The organism is Paenibacillus apiarius, assembly GCF_017052585.1.
Taxonomy (GTDB): Bacteria; Bacillota; Bacilli; order Paenibacillales; family Paenibacillaceae; genus Paenibacillus_B; species Paenibacillus_B apiarius.
Genome location: NZ_JAFFHZ010000001.1, coordinates 1,325,487 through 1,343,502, shown reverse-complemented (window position 1 = coordinate 1,343,502; position 18,016 = coordinate 1,325,487). Strand labels below are relative to the sequence as shown.

16 protein-coding genes and 2 other annotated features are annotated in these 18,016 nt (G+C 52.8%); of the genes, 11 read left to right on the top strand and 5 right to left on the bottom strand.

Annotated elements, in window-relative coordinates:
- Positions 1-42 precede the first annotated feature (42 nt).
- Positions 43-2,241: a penicillin-binding transpeptidase domain-containing protein gene (locus tag JSQ80_RS06135; RefSeq protein WP_206094720.1), complete on the bottom strand. Its 2,199-nt coding sequence runs from the start codon at positions 2,239-2,241 to the stop codon at positions 43-45.
- A gap of 200 nt (positions 2,242-2,441) precedes the next feature.
- Here JSQ80_RS06135 and cls point away from each other — a divergent pair, with 200 nt between their 5' ends.
- A complete protein-coding gene (gene cls, locus JSQ80_RS06130; RefSeq protein WP_206094719.1) occupies positions 2,442-3,869 on the top strand; it encodes a cardiolipin synthase in 1,428 nt (475 codons plus the stop codon).
- A 96-nt stretch (positions 3,870-3,965) separates the two neighbouring features.
- Here the strand turns inward: cls and ligD are convergent, their stop codons facing one another.
- The 3 genes from ligD to ku form a co-directional block, all read right to left on the bottom strand.
- Positions 3,966-4,874 (bottom strand): non-homologous end-joining DNA ligase, encoded by a 909-nt coding sequence (gene ligD / locus JSQ80_RS06125; RefSeq protein WP_206094718.1) that lies wholly within the window; start codon positions 4,872-4,874, stop codon positions 3,966-3,968.
- 93 nt (positions 4,875-4,967) lie between these two features.
- The gene (locus JSQ80_RS06120) at positions 4,968-5,954 is read right to left on the bottom strand and encodes an ATP-dependent DNA ligase (RefSeq protein ID WP_206094717.1); all 987 of its coding nucleotides are present in this window, start codon (positions 5,952-5,954) and stop codon (positions 4,968-4,970) included.
- 3 nt (positions 5,955-5,957) lie between these two features.
- Positions 5,958-6,995: a non-homologous end joining protein Ku gene (gene ku, locus JSQ80_RS06115; protein ID WP_206094716.1), complete on the bottom strand. Its 1,038-nt coding sequence runs from the start codon at positions 6,993-6,995 to the stop codon at positions 5,958-5,960.
- Between the two features lie 190 nt (positions 6,996-7,185).
- Here ku and JSQ80_RS06110 point away from each other — a divergent pair, with 190 nt between their 5' ends.
- The 9 genes from JSQ80_RS06110 to JSQ80_RS29425 all read left to right on the top strand — a co-directional run bounded on the left by JSQ80_RS06110 (position 7,186) and on the right by JSQ80_RS29425 (position 14,842).
- Positions 7,186-7,377: an H-type small acid-soluble spore protein gene (locus tag JSQ80_RS06110; RefSeq protein ID WP_087435787.1), complete on the top strand. Its 192-nt coding sequence runs from the start codon at positions 7,186-7,188 to the stop codon at positions 7,375-7,377.
- Positions 7,378-7,552: 175 nt separating this feature from the next.
- Complete coding sequence (gene tsaE, locus JSQ80_RS06105; protein WP_206094715.1) at positions 7,553-8,032, top strand: tRNA (adenosine(37)-N6)-threonylcarbamoyltransferase complex ATPase subunit type 1 TsaE; 480 nt, start codon at positions 7,553-7,555, stop codon at positions 8,030-8,032.
- A 2-nt stretch (positions 8,033-8,034) separates the two neighbouring features.
- Positions 8,035-8,892 carry a tRNA (adenosine(37)-N6)-threonylcarbamoyltransferase complex dimerization subunit type 1 TsaB gene (gene tsaB, locus JSQ80_RS06100; RefSeq protein WP_206094714.1) on the top strand — a complete coding sequence of 286 codons (858 nt, stop codon included), beginning with the start codon at positions 8,035-8,037 and terminating at the stop codon, positions 8,890-8,892.
- 147 nt (positions 8,893-9,039) lie between these two features.
- A complete protein-coding gene (rimI, locus tag JSQ80_RS06095) occupies positions 9,040-9,474 on the top strand; it encodes a ribosomal protein S18-alanine N-acetyltransferase (protein ID WP_411829063.1) in 435 nt (144 codons plus the stop codon).
- 14 nt (positions 9,475-9,488) lie between these two features.
- The gene (gene tsaD, locus JSQ80_RS06090; RefSeq protein WP_206094712.1) at positions 9,489-10,538 is read left to right on the top strand and encodes a tRNA (adenosine(37)-N6)-threonylcarbamoyltransferase complex transferase subunit TsaD; all 1,050 of its coding nucleotides are present in this window, start codon (positions 9,489-9,491) and stop codon (positions 10,536-10,538) included.
- A 99-nt stretch (positions 10,539-10,637) separates the two neighbouring features.
- Positions 10,638-10,920: a binding site (T-box leader), on the top strand.
- A gap of 66 nt (positions 10,921-10,986) precedes the next feature.
- Positions 10,987-11,254, top strand: a binding site (T-box leader).
- A 56-nt stretch (positions 11,255-11,310) separates the two neighbouring features.
- Positions 11,311-12,924, top strand: a complete 1,614-nt coding sequence (locus tag JSQ80_RS06085) for a 2-isopropylmalate synthase (RefSeq protein WP_206094711.1) — start codon at positions 11,311-11,313, stop codon at positions 12,922-12,924.
- A 342-nt stretch (positions 12,925-13,266) separates the two neighbouring features.
- Positions 13,267-14,307, top strand: a complete 1,041-nt coding sequence (locus JSQ80_RS06080; RefSeq protein ID WP_206094710.1) for a S66 family peptidase — start codon at positions 13,267-13,269, stop codon at positions 14,305-14,307.
- 58 nt (positions 14,308-14,365) lie between these two features.
- The gene (locus JSQ80_RS06075) at positions 14,366-14,692 is read left to right on the top strand and encodes a YbaK/EbsC family protein (RefSeq protein WP_240463569.1); all 327 of its coding nucleotides are present in this window, start codon (positions 14,366-14,368) and stop codon (positions 14,690-14,692) included.
- Between the two features lie 15 nt (positions 14,693-14,707).
- Positions 14,708-14,842, top strand: coding sequence for a YbaK/EbsC family protein (locus JSQ80_RS29425; protein WP_272491079.1), 135 nt, complete (start codon positions 14,708-14,710; stop codon positions 14,840-14,842).
- Positions 14,843-15,004: 162 nt separating this feature from the next.
- Here JSQ80_RS29425 and JSQ80_RS06070 read toward each other — a convergent pair whose 3' ends face one another.
- Positions 15,005-16,978, bottom strand: coding sequence for an ABC-F family ATP-binding cassette domain-containing protein (locus JSQ80_RS06070; RefSeq protein ID WP_087435780.1), 1,974 nt, complete (start codon positions 16,976-16,978; stop codon positions 15,005-15,007).
- Between the two features lie 312 nt (positions 16,979-17,290).
- Here JSQ80_RS06070 and JSQ80_RS06065 point away from each other — a divergent pair, with 312 nt between their 5' ends.
- Positions 17,291-18,001: a 5-formyltetrahydrofolate cyclo-ligase gene (locus tag JSQ80_RS06065; RefSeq protein ID WP_206094709.1), complete on the top strand. Its 711-nt coding sequence runs from the start codon at positions 17,291-17,293 to the stop codon at positions 17,999-18,001.
- Positions 18,002-18,016: the final 15 nt, after the last annotated feature.

Here is an 18,016-nt window from a genome sequence, read left to right as displayed (position 1 = left end):
ACTCTATTCAATTATCTCTCCAAACATACCTTTTATATTTCGTCACTCTTTTACATCGGTTGTCTCTGCGGCGGCCCGCTCAGCGTTTTGTTGCTTATAAATCGAGTGTCCGGATGCCAAAAACAGCTTTACACGTCGATTTCCGTCCTGATTCTGTTCCTCTTGCTTGACGACGTAGCCTTCTCCCTCGATGTCTACCTTCCATTCGAGCAATTGACAGATAGCAAGCGCATCCCGCAATGGCAATCCTGATAGGGAGGGGAGCTTGACCTGATCGCGCTTGTCCGTCACCAAGTAGATCGGTTGTTCGATGAACAGCCACGTCCCCTCTGACGGATATTGCTCAAGCACCTTCGAACCGTTGCCAAGGACGACCGCCTCGAGCTGTTCCTGCCTAATGGATGCGATAGCGGCCTTGACTTCCTGCGAGATGTAATTCCCCGCGATTGCTTGCGGCTTCGGCCCGCCCCGGCTCTCCGCGGCCCCGGCAAAATCGGCTGTGTGCGCCCCGTCTGCAACGTTCTTGTCCGGCTTGACGCCCATATACTGCAGCGTGCGCAGCATCGTATCGCGGAAGGCTGGCATCGCCACGCGGCCTCCAAGGGTATAGTCGCCGTTCATTTGCGGCTGATCCACGACAATCGCGACGACTGCCTTCGGATTGTCTGCGGGCGCATAACCGACGAAGGAGATGAGCCATGTTTTCTCGCTATAGCCTTTTTTTTGCGGAATCTGGGCCGTCCCCGTCTTGCCGGCGACACGATAGCCTTCGATGTAGGCAGGCTTGCCTGTGCCATTGAGAATGACCTTCTCCAAACGCTCGGTTACTTCTTTGGCCGTAGCTGCGGACACGATGCGCCGCTCGTTGTTCCGAGCCGTGGCAGGGGCGTGGACGATGCTCGGCTGTTTCCACGTTCCGCCATTTGCAATCGCTGCATAGGCGTTGGCGAGTTGAAGCGAATTGACGATGATCCCGCCTTGACCGAAGGTTGCCGTGGCGATTTCGGAAGGACGCTCGAAGGCAATGATTGGCTTGGATTCGCTGCTTAATTCGATGCCTGTCTGCTGGGTGAAGCCGAAGCGGGCTATGTAATCTTTAAGCTTGTCCGGCCCGAGCTGTTCGAGTCCGAGCTTGATAAAGGCGACATTGCTTGATTTCTCCAGCCCTTCCTGGTAACTGATGTAGCCCCATCCTTCCCTTTTGACATCGTGAATGGGGCGGCTTCCCGGCACCTTGATTTGTCCCGATTTGAAATGATCCTCCGCCCGGAAGACGCCTTCCTCGATGGCCGCGGCCAGCGTGACTAATTTGAAGGTGGAGCCGGGCTCGTACCCGAAGTGGATTGTATGATTCGTCAAAGCGCCGATGTCTGGAATTTTCCAATAGCTGTTTGGATTGAAATCCGGCATGGAATTCATGGCGAGCACCTCCATCGTGTTCGGATCCATGACGATGCCCATCGCTTTGAGCGGGCGCCATTCCGCCATCACTTGCCTCATCGCATCATTCAGAAAACGCTGGATTTCTATATCTATCGTCAACGTTACCGATTCCCCATCCGTCGGGTAACGGATCGTCTCCTTGCCGCTTGGGACAGGGTTGCCCCGATTGTCTTTCAGGAACTCCACCCTGCCGTCATGACCTTGGAGAAGCTCGTCGTATTTCGCTTCAATCCCCGAGATCGCTTCGCCTTCCTTGTTCATGTAGCCGACAACATGAGAGGCAAGTTCATTATAAGGATAGTAACGCTTCGTCGCCTTCAGCAGGCCAATGCCGTAGTCCGGGAAATGCAGCCATTCGCCGAAATCATTATAATCGCCGAATTGCTCCTTGAAGCGCTCCAGCTGGGTATAATCCATATTCCAGCCTTGCGTGCGCACTTCCACTTGCTGCTGCTTCGTTCTCCCGATGAGATCCTCCAGTTCGGATCGAGGTTTGCCGATGAGAGCATGCAAGCCGCTGGCCACCTTGTCTTCCTGCTTAAGCTCTGCAATCTCCTTCGGAAACAGCACGAGGTTGTATGCGGAGGCTTCCAGTGCCAGAGGCTTGTGATTGCGGTCATAGATCGTGCCTCGTTTCGCTTGAAGCACCTCGCTGCGGGCCCAGGTTCGCAGGTTGCTTTCCATGTAAAAGTCATAGCTTACGACCTGAATCCAGAATGTGCGTATGATTAATACGATAAAGACGCATACCATGAGCATACCGAGAACGATGACACGCAATCGTATCCTCTGATTCATTGGTAAAATCCTCCTCGCCTGATTCGAATGGTAATATTTACTCTACATTGATTGTTATTGCAGCGCAAGGCATGAGAGGCGCCGCCGATGCCGATGACGATTGGTTCAGACATGCGCGGAATTCCGTTTCGCCCTGCTCCAAATTATGATATAGATAAAATATGTAATTTCTTTCACGAGTTCGGAGGTTAACCTTATTTATGATATGGATCGTAGTGGTTCTGCTCACTTATATTTTTCAAATCGTTACGATTGTGCTTTTAGAATATAAGCATCCTTCGAAGGCCGTGGCATGGCTGCTCATTCTATTCTGTTTTCCGCTCATTGGATTTGTAATGTACTATTTTCTGGCCCAGGAATATACGGCCCGCCGCCGGGTAAGGAAGCGGGAGCTATGGGCGGATGATATGAGCAAGCGCGAACAAGTGCGGTTAAAGGAGATACGAAATGTATCTGAATTGAATAACCGTGAAATGCAAAGGCAAGAGCGGCTGTTCTCCTTGATTTCTTCGTTATCCGCGAGCCCGATAACCGGCTGCAACCGCACGAAGGTGCTGACGAACGGCCATGCCACCTTCGAATCCATGCTTGAGGCGATTCGTGCGGCGGAGCGCCATATCCATATGGAATTTTACATTTTGCGGGATGACGGCATCGGAACGATGTTTCAAGACGCGCTCATTGCCAAGGCGAGAGAAGGCGTAAAGGTGCGCATCATTGCGGATGGAGTGGGGAGCATTGAGCTGCGGCACAAATTTTTGCGTAAATTTCGGGAAGCAGGCATAGAGTTTCATTGGTTTTTGCCGTTGACGGTTTCCTTCTTCCGCCGCCGCTTGAATTACCGCAATCATCGCAAAATTCTAGTCGTGGACGGAAAGACAGGCTTTGTGGGCGGCATTAATATCGGAGACGATTACTTGGGACTGAACCGCAAGCTTGGCTTCTGGCGGGATACGCATCTCCGGGTGGAAGGGGATGGGGTATTCGCGTTGCAGGCGGTATTTCTGCATGATTGGTCGTTCGTAAAAGAAGAGATATTGAACCGTTCGGATATGTTCCCGGATCACCAATGCACGGGGCGTGAGCAGGTGAAAATGATCTCGAGCGGACCGGATACGAATTGGGACGCCATTCAAGAGCTCTTCTTCGGGGCATTGAGCATGGCGAAGAAAAGAGTATGGATTATAACGCCGTATTTCATACCCGATTCCAGCATTCAATTGGCGTTGAAAACGGCTGCGGTTAGCGGTATCGACGTGCGCATCATCATACCGGGCAAGTCAGATTCTAAGATTGTGGATTGGGCTTCCTTATCCTATGTCGAGGAGCTGATGCAGGCGGGCGTTACCTTCTATCAATATCAAAAAGGCTTTGCCCATGCAAAGACGTTCATCATGGACCATACGCTCGCTTCGGTCGGTACGGCCAATCTGGATATGCGAAGCTTCTTCAGCAATTTCGAGCTGAATGCCGTGCTGTTTGATGAAGACGCGATCGCACGCTTGGAGGAGGACTTCCATCAAGATTTTGCGGATAGCGTAGAGATTGATTATCATGTGTTCGCAAGACGATCGCGCTGGCAGCGGACAGCTGAGGCTTTTGCCCGGTTGTTGTCGCCGCTTCTTTAAGAGGTGGTTCAATATGTCCCTGTGGCCATTTTAACGCGTACGTTAAGTATGGTGTTTAAAACAAGACGTTTTTTTGGGACAATCTCTATCTGAAATCTAGAATGGCTTCGTCTGTTTTTGCGCGGAAAGGGCCCGCAAAACCGGTTCAATGGGCTGGGGCTTGGCCTGTTGAATCAGATCGCCGATTGCTTGCAACCGGTCCGCCGCATTCAGCAGATTGAACTCACGCGGCTTCGGATTGCGATTCACCTCGTCCCAAGTAAGCGGCATCGATACAGACGCATAGCGTGTCGCCCGGGGCGTATATGGCGCGGCAATCGTTCTTCCGGCATCATGCTGCATATAGTCAATGTAGATGAGACTGCCCCGGTTCTTTTTGAAGCGTTCGATCGTGAACAGCTTCGGGTGCCGTTCGCACAGATAGCTCGCGAGCAATAGCCCCAGCTCCTTTAACTGTGTGAAGGAGGGGCCTTTTTTAATCGGTATGACCAGCTGCACTCCCGTGGCGCCGGATGTTTTCGGAATGGAACGAATGCCGAGCTGCTGAAGGAGATGTCCGACAATAGCAGCCGCCTCCATAATCCGATCTTCTTCCGGCACGGAAGGATCCAAATCGATAATCCACTCGGAAGGGAGCGGATCCTGCACCCGATGCAGGGAAGGGTGGTATTCGATGCAGGCCAGATTGCCGAGCCAAATAAGCGTTGGCACGTGCTGAAGCATGACATACTCGATTTTTTCCTGAACAGCGGTGTGCACGAAGGCCGGTGTCGGGACCGGCACATTTTTTTGATAAAAAAAATGGCCGTCCACGCCGTCCGGATAACGAATCGTCGTCAAAAAGCGATCTTGGCAGGCAGGCAGCAGAAAGGGGCTCAAGCGAATGAGCTCCTGAATGAACCGGGCTTTCGTAATCCCCATCTCGGGCCAGAGCATCTTGTTCGGATTCGTAATGACAAGCTCGTGGCCGTCCACCATTAATGCTGTTGCCGTTTGTTTTCCCATAAGATGAAGGCCCTCCCGTTTATCGATTAGAGACAGTTATGACAAACTCGTTCATCCAGGCTCTGCAAAGCTGGTTCTTTATTTGAACAAGCGCTATTGCAATGGCCGTTCCAGCAACGGAAAGAGTAGAACTCGCGGATGCCGCAGCTGTCCTCCCGGCGTATATTCGAGCGCGGATACCCGAATGGGAATCGGCTGCCGGAACCAGACGATAGGTTCCCGTTTTAAGGAGGCCGGAATCGATCCGGCTGCAGGGGCTTCATACTGGGCGGCCCAAGCGAGCAGCAGCTTCCGGTGAGTCTCGTCCAAGCCGATGGAGGCTTTGCCGATATATTGCAGTTGCTCGTCCGCCAGCACGACGCTTGCCGGCCGCTTGCCGTTCAGCATGAAGCCGACGGCCCAGCCATCAAGCTGCACGTCCTTCTTATTTTTATACCAATCGCGGTGCTGCTTGCCTGACACATAGGGGGAGGCTTTGCGCTTGCTGACGACGCCTTCCCATTCATGCTGCTGGACCCATTCCCACAGGGAAGCTCCATCGGAGAAGGCATCTGCGACGAAGCAATGATCGCTTTTCTCTGGAAGCAGCCCGGTCAGCATATGATGCCGCTCTTCGTACGGAAGCGGCCTCAAGTCCTGCTCGCCGATGCCCAGCACGTCAAAAACGACGTACGTCGCATGCAGTCCGGCATGGCGCGGATTGAGGCTGCGCGTCCGCTCGCGCTGCAGCACGAGCGGGAACGATGGCCGGTTCAACATCGGGTCGAAGACGACGACTTCGCCGTCGAGCAGCACCGATTGTTTTGCAAGCGCGGCGCATCGTTCCAATGTGGCGGTCACTTCGCCAAAGATCGCGGTTTTCTCCAACAATCGTTTGGAGAACAAGCGCACTTGGCCGCGATGACACTGCGCCATGATGCGGACACCGTCCCATTTCAGCTGGTGAAGCCAGTCGGCGCCTTCCGGGATGCGGTCGACGAGCAGCGGCGACATCGGCGGCGACGGAAGCGCAAGCGAAGCGGGAAGCGGCGGCGCTTCTTCCGAATGGCGGACGGATTCGTCTGATCCGGCGTTAATCATCGCTTATTGTACCGCTTCATCAGCTGGCGTCTTCGCAGTCTTGCGCCGGGTGCGGCGCGTGGCTGGCTTCGCTTCCGGCTCTGGATCTGGCTGCGCCGTGCCGCCCGCTGCCGCCGGAGGCTCCGCCGCCTTGCGGGATGTCCGCCGGCGCGTCGTTGGCGCCGCTTCGTCAGGCGCCGGGTCCGCTATCGCTGCCGCCCCGGCTGCGGCCTTCTTCCGCGGCTTGCGCGCCGCCGGCGCTCGCTCAGTGCCCGGATCGGTGCCGATCGGCTGCTTCATCGCATCGATGCTCGCCTGCAAGGCGGCCATCAAGTCGACGATGTTGTCCGCAGGCTGTACGGAAGGCGCGGCGCTTACCTCTTGACCGGCTATCTTCCGTTGAATTTGTTCCAGCAGCCGTGCCCGATATTCATCCGTATACTTATCCGGTTCGAATTCGGTGGAGAGCTGGCTAATGAGAAGCTTGGCCATGTCGAGCTCCTTCGGATTCACCTCGACATGGTCCGGAACGTTCGGAACCTGAGAGACGGCACGTATTTCATCCGGATAGAACATCGTCTCCATCACAAGGCAGTTGTCGATGACCCGAATCGCCGCCAGACTGCTCTTGGCGCGAATCGTTACTTTGGCAATGCCGATTTTGGCGGTGTCCTTCAGCGCTTCCCGCAGCAGCTGATACGCATTCGAACCGGCCTGATCCGGGGACAAATAGTACGTTTTCTGAAAATAAACCGGATCGATTTCCTTTAAATCGACGAAATCCAATATGGTAATGGCGCGGTTCGCATCTTCCTGCAATTTCTCCAGCTCGTCCTTTTCGAATAATACGAATTTGCCCTTCTCATATTCGTATCCTTTTATGATTTCATCCCAAGCGACTTCCTTGTCGCAGACTGGGCAGCTGCGAACGTAGGAGAGCGGGCTTCCGCACTCTTTATGAATCATGCGCATGGAAATGTCTTTGTCTTCAGTGGCGGTATGCATTTTGACGGGGACGTGAACGAGTCCGAAGCTGATGGCGCCTTTCCATACCGTATGCATGAAGGTCCCTCCTTTGTTATATAGGCTTAGTGCATCCTTGCCTCTTGCGGCGTATGCGTGTTTTTCGTTCATTTACGTGCTTTGCCTTTGCTTTCTTTTCAGTATGCGACCGTTTTCTTGGAACTACCCATGCATGAAAAAGGCAGCTTTGAGTCACGTTAACAGCGACACCGTAAGGAGGAAGATAACGATGGATGTCAGTCGTGCGAAGCAAATTCTCGAAATGACGGATACAGTGCCTGTCCGCCTTGACAACGATCATCCGGTCTGGATAGAGAGTGTGGACGAAGCTAACGAGATGGCAACGGTTCAAGTGGGAACCAATCCAATGAATACCCATACTGTATCCGTGGGGCGTCTGGTGGAAGAGAAGAAGAAGTGAGTGATTGAAACGCATGATGGCGTCTGCAGCTTGCAGGCGTCATTTTTGCGGGGAGAAACATGCGGAAGCTGGAGGACAAAGCGGTTGGCAGCATGGGATTTGTGATATAATAATGAATCAGTTACCAGAGGCTGCGGCTCATAGGTTTAATGTGGCTTTTTGTATGGAGGGAATTATGAATCAATCAGTTGAATTTGCCTTCCGATCCACGAGTGAAGCGGATACGGAGCGGTTAGCAGAACGGCTTGCCGCACAGTTTCAACCGGGTACCGTCATTGCGCTTGATGGAGACTTGGGAGCGGGCAAGACCCGATTCTCCCAGGCGGTGGCCAAGGCGCTCGGCATCACGGAAGTCGTAAACAGTCCGACGTTTACCATTATTAAAGAATACGAAGGCGCCGACCTGCCTTTATATCATATGGATGTATACCGAATATCGATGGCGGAGGCGGACGAGCTGGGGCTGGACGATTATTTCTACGGTGATGGGGTATCGCTTGTGGAGTGGTCCAGCATTATTACTCCGATCTTGCCCCCGAAGTATCTTCACTTATTCATTCAGTCGGACGGCGAGCACCAGCGCGTTATGAGGCTCACAGCCTACGGCGAACCGTATGTGACGTGGGTGAACGAACTTAAACGGATGGGAGTCTAATCATGGCGGAACAACAAGGCATTCACAACGAACAGGTACTGGCTCTGGACACGTCTACGGCGATGATGACCGTTGCGCTGCTTCGGCAGAAGCAAGTCGTCAGTGAGCATGAATCGCAAGCGGAGCGCAATCATTCCATCATGCTGGTGCCGGCCATTCAATCCATGATGAAGGAGCAAGGCTGGGCAGGGAATGAGATGGATCTGGTCACGGTCGGCGTAGGGCCGGGATCGTATACGGGCGTTCGCATTGCCGTCACGGCAGCCAAGACGGTGGCCTGGGCGTGGCAAAAGCCGGTAATAGGCGTATCCAGCCTGCATGCGCTCGCATTAAGCGGAATGGAGCTGTGCCTGAACGAATCATCGCAGCCATGCGATTCGGGGGAAGGAATGACGGGAGACTGGATATTCCCGCTTATGGATGCCCGGCGTGGACAGGTCTATACGGCGCGCTTTGCCGTGGATGACGGGACAACTGAAGACGGATATCCTTATGTGCGGCGTGAACAGGAAGACGGCATCCGTCTGTTCAGTCAAATTGCAGAAGAGATCGAGCAGGCTTTGCGGGAAAATGGCGTGCAGGGGGAACATGCGGATCGCTCCGTGAAGCGCGTATGGTTTGTAGGTGAGATGGAGCAGCAGCGAGATAGGATTGAGGCGCTGCAAGCACAGTTCGGCGGACGGATTCAAGCGGTGCCTTGCACGATGAAGTCGCATTGGATCGGCAGATTGGGGCTGGAGGCATGGCGCAGCGGAGAGCGGACAGACACACATCGCCTGGAGCCGAATTACACGCAATTGGCTGAAGCGGAAGCGAAGCTGTTGGCCAAGGAACAAGCCGCCGCGAGGGCGAACAAGTAACCGTAAAGGAGCGCAGGCCGGATGGGAGAAGCTGAACGGAGATATGGGCAAGCGGCGTCTGAAGAACCTATGGAATTGAATAAAAAAGGCGGAACGGGAAAAGGACGTCATGAAGGAAAAGAAGAGATTCCCGTCGATTTGCGTTGGATGACGATTGAGGATATTCCCGGCGTCATGACGGTGGAGCATGCTTCTTTTACGATGCCCTGGACGCAAGACGCTTTTCGCAACGAGCTGACGCAAAATCATTTTGCCAAATATGTTGTCATGATTTTCGAGGAGCGCATTATCGGTTATGCCGGCATGTGGACGGTCATTGATGAGGCGCACATTACCAATATTGCCGTTCATCCCGATTTTCGCGGTCATGGACTGGGCGAGCGTCTGCTATTGGAGCTGGTGGTGCGCGCCATGGCGCTGCAGATGCAGAAGATGACATTGGAGGTTCGTGTATCCAATCAGGTGGCACAGCGTCTATACGCCAAGTTCGGCTTTACGGGCTGCGGCATTCGGAAAGGCTACTATTCAGACAATCAAGAAGACGCGTTGATTATGTGGACGGATCTGGCGTCGAATGACTAAAGCAGGTGAATTCATTGATAAATTGTAGTTCTGAACCATCGAAATCATGCACTATTTTAGCCGTGGAAACGAGCTGTGACGAGACGTCGGTCGCCATCGTGCGCAACGGACGCGAAGTGCTGTCCAATATGGTATCGAGTCAAATCGACGTTCACCGCCGTTTTGGCGGCGTCGTGCCGGAGATCGCCTCGCGCAAGCATGTGGAGACGATTACGGTCATGCTGGAACAAGCGGTTGCCGAAGCTGGCATCGCGTTGTCCGATGTGGACGCGATTGCGGTGACGCAAGGTCCCGGTCTTGTAGGCTCGCTGCTCGTTGGCATTGTCGCGGCGAAGGGGCTTGCCATGGCATTGGATATCCCGCTTATCGGCACGCACCATATCGCAGGACATATTTATGCCAATCAGCTTACGGAACAAATGGAATACCCGTGCATGGCGCTTGTCGTGTCCGGCGGACATACGGAGCTTGTCCATTTGGAGAGCGAGGGTCAATTTCGCGTTATTGGGAAGACTAGAGATGACGCTGTGGGCGAGGCTTACGATAAAGTGGCGCGAGCCGTCGGATTTCCTTATCCTGGAGGCCCGCATATCGATCGCTTGGCCGGGGAGGCAGAGGAAGTAATCGAGCTGCCGCGCGCTTGGCTTGAGCCGGATTCCTATGATTTCAGCTTCAGCGGCTTGAAGTCAGCGGTTCTGAATGTGATCAATCAAGCGAAAATGCGCGGTGAGCCGCCGGTGTATGCTGCAGTCGCCCGCGGATTTCAGGAATCGGTAATCGACGTGCTTACGGGCAAAGCGATGCGCGCCGTGAAGGAGTACCACGCGAAGCAGCTATTGCTTTGCGGCGGCGTGGCGGCTAATCGCGGTCTTCGCGCGGCTCTAGGCGAGCGCTGCAAGGCGGAAGGCGTGCCGCTGCTGGTGCCGCCGTTCGAATATTGCACCGATAATGCGGCGATGATTGGCGCTGCCGCCTATTTGAAATGGAAGAGCGGACAATTCACTCCGCTTGACTTCCAAGCAGGCCCGCTGTTCTCTCTTGAAGGCTGGTCCGTCGGAAACTAAAAAGGCTTTTAATTATTTGCTCAAAAGGTATTGACTATGCCAGCAACGAACAATATAATATTCAACAAACCTAATCCTTCCATGGAATGGGAATATCGGTTAAACGCTAAGATCAGGAGCAGTAAGGTTTAGACTTGTCTCAGAGAGCTGTGGGTTGGTGCGACACAGCGGCAGTCGGCCTGAACTCGCCTGTGAGCGGAATGGCGGAATCGACTATGCAGTACGCCATTACGGAGCCCCCGTCATCGGGCGCGCATAACGGCGAATGTCCGGATATAGGCCCGGCGTTGTGCGCATGAAGCGGATGGCTGCTTCATCTTTCGCGAGGATGAAGGCCCATCAAGTAGAGTGGTACCACGGCAGAACACCTGTCGTCTCTAATCGAGACGACAGGTTTTTTTATTTTTAAAGACAACATTTGGAGCAACCTGCGTATAGATAAGAATAAGATAACACGATGAACAGGAGCAGTAAGACGGTGGATGCCTTGAGCAGAGAGCTGCGGGTTGGTGCGACGCAGCGGCGGAACGGTCTGAACTCGCCTCGAAGTGGAGCAGCTGAAATGCATTGCTGCCTAGCCGATTGAAATCGGTAGGCAGCGAAGTGCTAGGCCGCTACGGTCCCTCCCGTTACAAGGCTCAAGCGGAAGCATGGCAACAATACGTTCCCCATGCCTCAATTGGAGTGGTACCGCGGCAGAACCTGTCGTCTCTAACATGGAGACGACAGGTTTTTTTGTTCCATAACTTAAAAGATACGGAGGATGAAATCAATGAATAACGAACGCCGCTTTCATAGCATGAACGGAAACAGAATCCACATTTTCGATACGACGCTGCGCGATGGAGAGCAAGCGCCCGGTGCCGCTTTGAGGCTTGAACAGAAGCTGGCGCTGGCATCTCGATTGGCGCAGCTTGGAGTAGATGTGATGGAGCCGGGTTTCCCGGTGTCCAGTCCAGGCGAGTTCGAAGCGGTGCAGCGCATCTCGCGCATGCTGCCGGAGGTGGAAATTTGCGGCTTCGCGCGGGCGGTTCGCGGTGATATCGATGCGGCAGTGCGCGCAACTGAAGACGCCGCTTTACGCCGCATTCATGTCTTTGTCTCGGCTTCGGATATACACTTGAAGCACCAGCTGCGCAAATCGCGGGCCGAGGTCAAGCAGATGGCGCGGGAGACGGTCGCTTATGCGAAGCAATTCGTCGATCCGATCGAATTCACGGCCATGGATGCGACGCGCGCGGATGTGGACTTCATCATCGAACTGGTGGAAGCGGCCATCGAAGAAGGGGCGACCATCATCAATCTACCCGACACGGTCGGATATGCATTGCCTGAAGAATACGGCGCATTGTTCCGGAAGGTGCGTCAAGGAGCGCGCGGAGCGGAGCACGTAGCCTTCAGCGCCCATTGTCATAACGATCTCGGCTTGGCGGTGGCGAATAGTCTTGCCGCGATCCAGGCTGGCGCCACGCAGATTGAAGTGACCGTGAATGGAGTCGGAGAACGCACGGGGAATTGCGCGTTGGAGGAGCTCATTATGGCACTTGACACGAGGGGCGAGGCTTTGCAGGCTGACACGAACATCCGGCCCGAGCACTTGTACGAGACGTCGCGCATGGTCAGCCGCATGATGCATTTTCCGATTGCCTTCAACAAGCCGATCGTCGGTCGCAACGCTTTCCAGCATGAATCAGGCATTCATCAAGACGGATTGCTCAAGCATCGCAGCACCTATGAAATTATGGACCCGGTTAAGCTGGGCATCCCGCATCATATGATTATTTTTGGCAAGCATTCAGGCAGACATGCGCTGAAGCATCGTGCCGCTCAATACGGAGTGCAGTTGGACACGGTTCAGTTGGATGAGGTCTACGATCGCTTTAAGGAAATAGCGGATAAGCAAAAGGTCGTCACGGACGATCAGTTGCTGCAATGCATCGGGGAGACGCTGCATCAGCAGCTGGAGCCCATTCAATTGCTCGATGTGCAGGTGATCGCGGGCAGTTCTCGCGCTAGCGTCGCTTCCGTTACGGTCAAGAATCAAGCGACTGGACAGGAAGCGACTTACGCGGGAGTCGGGGGCGGTCCGATAGAAGCGGTTATCCGGGCAATCGCGCAATCTGTGCAGGCGCCGGTCCAATTTGAAGACTTGGAGCTGCATTCCCTGTCTTCCGGAGAAGCAGCGTCGGGCGAGGCCGTTGTTACCGTGTCGCTATACAATCATACGTACCAAGGAAGCGCCATGAATCAAGATATTGTGCTGGCTGCTGCGCAAGCCTATATCGCGGCATGCAATCAAGCGCTGCGCGCTCAAGAGAATGACGGCGATAACGGCGCTGAAGCCGTTCAGGCAGCTGTTCCTGCACAGTCCAAAGAGATATCCTAATCATATGTGGACAAAGTTATCCACATATCCTGTTGAAAATGTGGATATAACGCTTACAGCCTTTCGGGACTTACGGTCTATTTTCTATGAAAAAGGGGATAGGTTTTGCATACAAAAGCATCTTTTCTGTGGATAATGTGGATAAATCAGTGGATAATGTTGGTTTACAAAAAAATAATACTGGTGCACCAATAAAAAAACGAAGTTGGGTTGCAAATATGTTCTCATTTGCATGGATTGATTTTGTGCATAACCTGTGACTTTCATGAGCACAGATTTCTCGTGAGAAGCAAGCATGAAAATCAGCATCCGCGCCATGTTTCATGAAAGGAGGAGAAATCTTTGCGCGATACAATCAAATATCCCGCACCGCTAAGAAAAGGAGATTGCATTGCCATTACCGCCCCTTCCAGCGGGGTTGAAGAGCACTTGCACCATTTACTGACACGGTCAAAAATCGAGTTCGAGGATTCGGGGTACGAGGTGATGGAAGGAAAGACGATTTGGACGAATGATAAATGCGTTAGTTCTGGCAAGGAGCAAAGGGCGCGCGAACTTCAAGACTTTCTGTCAGATGAAAGAGTGAACGCTGTTATTCCGCCTTGGGGCGGCGAATTCCTTATCGAAATATTGCCTCTCTTGGATTGGGATTCATTGAAAAATCAGCAGCCTAAATGGATTCTGGGATACTCGGATATCAGCACATTCAACTTCGCCTATACGTTGCGAACAGGATGCGCTACAGCGCATGGAGTGAATTATATCGAGCTCGGTTCCGGCAATTGGGATGAAACTACTGCCCGTTGGGAGGACGTTTTGAGCACAGAACATAACCAAACCGTTGTTCAGACCTCCTCGGCTTTCTTTCAGTCTTTCTGGGACTTTTCCACTCCCGGGTATCAATTGGATACCCCTACAAGGTGGAAGACGCTCGGCCAGGAAGAGGATTCTGATAGCGGGCTTCATTTTACAGGGAGACTGCTGGGCGGTTGTCTGGATACTTTATCTATCCTTGTCGGGACGCCTTTTGCGCCTATCAATGAGTTCTCCCACAAGTATTGCAAACAGGACGGGATCATATGGTACATGGAAAGCAGCGAAATGAATGCGGCCGATATATACAGGCATTTATGGCAGATGAAGCAATGCGGGTGGTTTGAACATGCGAACGGGTTTCTTTTTGGGAGACCGAATGGTTATGCGCCAACCCAAAATTTCGAACTTCAGGATGCGCTGCGCCACATCTTCGATGATATACAGATTCCAGTCATCTATGACGCCGACATTGGCCATGTTCCCCCGCAATTGACTTTGGTCAATGGAGCGTTGGCGGAGGTATCCTCGCTTGCCGGGAGAGGGAAGATAACGATGTCATTTTGTTAATAAGGTAGAAGATGTAGTGTGAGGCGCAAAAATGCACAATTGTCGGAGGGCCTAAGCCATGGAAGAAATAAAGGACAGCGCCAAAGCGGTGCAAAATAAACTTTTGGAGTTGGGATATAGCAATAAGGTGGCAGAACTTCCAGACAGCACGCGCACCGCTCAAGAAGCAGCAGATGCAATAGGCTGTCAGGTCGCACAAATTGCGAAGTCAATCATCTTTCGGATTAAAGCTTCGGGAAAACCTTTATTGGTTGTCGCAAGCGGAATAAACAGAATTGATGAAAAGAAAATTAGCAAAATGCTCAATGAGAAGCTAGGAAAAGCCGATGCGGATTTTGTGCGTGAACATACAGGATTTGTTATCGGGGGAGTGCCGCCTTTATGACATAAGGAGTCTATTATGACTTTTATTGATGAGGACCTCTTGCAATTTGAAGAGATATGGGCTGCCGCAGGACATCCGAAAGCAGTTTTTCAACTAACACCGGAAGAACTCGTAAAAATGACGAAGGGACAAGTCATTTGCGTGCAGTAATGGTCTGGGCCGCTTTTCAAGGACTGCTGCGGAAAGCGTGCCAAACCACTGATTGATTTCCAATGAGACCTATCGTCATATACGTTGGTGTTTCATTGCACAACATCCAATGGATGAGAGAGACAGTGGGGAACTGTCCCTCTCATCACCCAGACTTGTGTCCTACTCTTCCATCAATTGCTCCCATTGCGCATACACGGCGTTAAGCGCCGTTTTGTCCGCGTCCAGCTGCTCTTGTATCGATTGAACACGCACATAGTCGTTGTATACTTCAGGCTCGGCTAGTTCCAATTCACGTTCCGCAATTTCCGCTTCAAGCTCTGCAATCTGCTTCTCCAATTGCTCCAGCTTCCGCTGACGCGCCCGTTCTTCGCGTTTGGCCAGCTTGTCCGCTTCGAATGCCGCGGCTCCGCTCTTCGAATCGTCTGAATCATCAGCCGTTTTTCCGCCTTGAAACGTCGAGGGCTTGCTCGTGCCGCCGGTCGGCTGCAAGGAGGCGCGTATCGCCTCGTCTTCAGCCAGCTCCTGTTTTTTAGCTTGATAATCGTCATAATTTCCCAGGAAATGACAGGTTCCGGTTGGACTCAACTCGACGATGCGCTCTGCCATTTTGTTCAAAAAGTAGCGGTCATGTGAAATGAACAGCACGGTTCCTTCATAATCCATGAGTGCGGATTCCAATACTTCTTTGCTGAATAAGTCCAAATGGTTCGTCGGCTCATCCAGTATGAGCATATTGGCTTGCTCAAGCATTAGTTTTGCCAACGCGACCCGGGCTTTTTCTCCCCCGCTCAAGGATCCGATTTTCTTCAGCACGTCTTCTCCGCTGAACAGGAAGCTGCCAAGAACGGTGCGAATCCGCACTTCTTCAAGGTGGGGATAAGCGCTCCATACTTCCTCCAGCACGGTATTGCTGTTATTGAGCGTAGTCTGCTCCTGATCATAGTAACCGATCGAGACGTTCGTGCCCCAATGGAACTGCCCCGCTTGCAGCGGGTGCTTTCCAATCAGCGTCTTTAGCAGTGTTGATTTGCCGATTCCGTTCGGTCCGATTAAGGCGACCATTTCTCCACGCTTCAATTCGAAGCTTGCGTGTTCAAAGAGAGGCGGGTGGTTATCATAGCCGACAGCCGCATCCTGAACGTAAAGCACATCTTTGCCGCTTTGGCGGGTAATTTCGAAGCTGAAATTCGCCTTTTTCAAATCGCCGAGCGGTTTGTCGATTCGTTCCATACGGTCTAGCGCTTTGCGGCGGCTTTGGGCGCGCTTGGTCGTCGATGCCCGGACAAGGTTCCGTTGCACGAAATCCTCCATCCGCGCGATCTCATCCTGCTGCTTCTCATACAGCTTTAACTGCTGCTCATATTCGGCTGCCTTCAATTCCATGTACTTCGTGTAATTACCGGTGTATCTTTTGGCTTGGTGACGCTCGATTTCAATAATGGTCGTTACCATGGCATCAAGGAAATAACGGTCATGTGATACGACCAGAACCGCGCCGGGATAAGAACGCAAATATGACTCAAGCCAAGTAAGCGTATGAATGTCAAGGTGGTTCGTCGGTTCATCGAGCAGGAGAAGGTCCGGCTGCTGCAGCAAAATGCGCGCCAGCGCGAGTCTCGTCTTCTGGCCTCCGCTTAACGTATGAATCGGAGTTTTTGGATCCATCTGTGCGAAGCCCATCCCATGCAGAACGCTGCGGACGCGCGTCTCCATCTCGTAGCCGCCTTGCTGGCGGAACCATTCCGAACGCTCCGCATAACGGTGCAGTATGTCTTCATATTTAGCTTCGTCTTCGGCCAGCTTCGGATCTGCAATCTGATGCTCCAAGTCTCTCAGCTCTTGCTCCGCTTCCATTAGATGCTCGAAGACGTGCATCATCTCGTCCCAGATGGAACGCTCGGATTGCAGGCCGCTATTTTGCGCAAGATAACCGATGCGCGTTTCTTTGGACTTGAAAATGGTGCCGCCGTCTGGCGTCAATTCGCCTGCTATCAATTGAAGGAGCGTAGACTTGCCGGCACCGTTGACGCCTACCAAGCCGATCCGCTCCCGTTCAAGAATTTGCATTGTAATGTTCGTCAATACGGGGGTAATCCCGTAATTTTTGCTCATGCCGTTCACTTGAAGCAGCACTTTATATCTCCTCCGTTTTGGACAAGTTAACGTAAATGATGAATTGAAGCTTTCCCCAATCAAACAATCTCCTTAAGTGTACTAAAAAAAGTGGAAAAGTGCGATAAGCCTTTCTTTCGTGCATAATTTAGAGGGGAACGGACGTAAGAAGGGTTTGGAGCGGAAGAAAAAAGGGGAATGGTGGCGGAAACGAAATAAGGATGGTAAACTAAGGTTGAAAATCGTGAAAAACAATGAAAACAAGTGTAATCGCACATAGATGAGAGTATGGAGCAAATTCTCGTTAATGGATAACGTGAAGGGGGATTTTCTGTGACGGCAGCTGAACAGAAACGACAAATGCGCCAACGGTTCAAGCAGCGGCGTCGTGATGTCACCAATGAACAATATCGTTCAGCCAGCTTGGCGGCCTGCCGCAGAGCTGCTGCCCACGTCGCGGAGCTGCGCGAGCAGCTCGGCCGTCCGTTGCGTATTTTCGCCTATCTCCCTTTCGGCAAGGAGCTGGATATTAAAGCGTTGCTGGCGGCATGCCGATCGGCAGGAGATGACATCTATATTCCCCGGACGGAAGCGGCCGACCACTCGATGACGCTGCATCGGTGGGATGAGCGGACGCGGTATACTACCGGATGCTTCGGGCTGCAGGAGCCTGTGCCGGAGACGGAACAGCTGGCCGCTGCGGACTGGCCGCTGCTAGACGTTATTGTTGTTCCAGGCATTGCTTTTGATCGTCAAGGAGGGCGCATGGGTTTGGGGGCTGGCTATTATGATCGATTTTGGGACCGGTTGATTGCCGCGAGTCGGTTAACCTTGGTCCCGGGGGGCGAAGGGAAGCCTGCATCTGATATACCGCTGCCGGTTCGCATCAGCTGTGTTTACGCTTGGCAAGTGATCGAACGGGTGCCTATGGAGTCCCATGATATGACAGTCGAGCGGTTATTTACGGAAGACGGCGTAATTTTTTGCGCAGAGAGCAGGAATTTGAGGAATGAACACGAACATGGATCACTTGACTCATTTTAATGATGAGGGACGCGG

What these genes read in the sequence shown, in the direction of transcription:
- JSQ80_RS06075 (WP_240463569.1), top strand. Translation starts at nt 14,366, where the DNA reads ATGGAAGAAATAAAGGACAGCGCCAAAGCGGTGCAAAATAAACTTTTG.
- cls (WP_206094719.1), top strand. Translation starts at nt 2,442, where the DNA reads ATGATATGGATCGTAGTGGTTCTGCTCACTTATATTTTTCAAATCGTT.
- ku (WP_206094716.1), bottom strand. Translation starts at nt 6,995, where the DNA reads ATGCATACGGTATGGAAAGGCGCCATCAGCTTCGGACTCGTTCACGTC.
- JSQ80_RS06120 (WP_206094717.1), bottom strand. Translation starts at nt 5,954, where the DNA reads ATGATTAACGCCGGATCAGACGAATCCGTCCGCCATTCGGAAGAAGCG.
- tsaB (WP_206094714.1), top strand. Translation starts at nt 8,035, where the DNA reads ATGGCGGAACAACAAGGCATTCACAACGAACAGGTACTGGCTCTGGAC.
- JSQ80_RS29425 (WP_272491079.1), top strand. Translation starts at nt 14,708, where the DNA reads ATGACTTTTATTGATGAGGACCTCTTGCAATTTGAAGAGATATGGGCT.
- rimI (WP_411829063.1), top strand. Translation starts at nt 9,040, where the DNA reads ATGACGATTGAGGATATTCCCGGCGTCATGACGGTGGAGCATGCTTCT.
- JSQ80_RS06135 (WP_206094720.1), bottom strand. Translation starts at nt 2,241, where the DNA reads ATGAATCAGAGGATACGATTGCGTGTCATCGTTCTCGGTATGCTCATG.
- ligD (WP_206094718.1), bottom strand. Translation starts at nt 4,874, where the DNA reads ATGGGAAAACAAACGGCAACAGCATTAATGGTGGACGGCCACGAGCTT.
- JSQ80_RS06110 (WP_087435787.1), top strand. Translation starts at nt 7,186, where the DNA reads ATGGATGTCAGTCGTGCGAAGCAAATTCTCGAAATGACGGATACAGTG.
- JSQ80_RS06085 (WP_206094711.1), top strand. Translation starts at nt 11,311, where the DNA reads ATGAATAACGAACGCCGCTTTCATAGCATGAACGGAAACAGAATCCAC.
- tsaE (WP_206094715.1), top strand. Translation starts at nt 7,553, where the DNA reads ATGAATCAATCAGTTGAATTTGCCTTCCGATCCACGAGTGAAGCGGAT.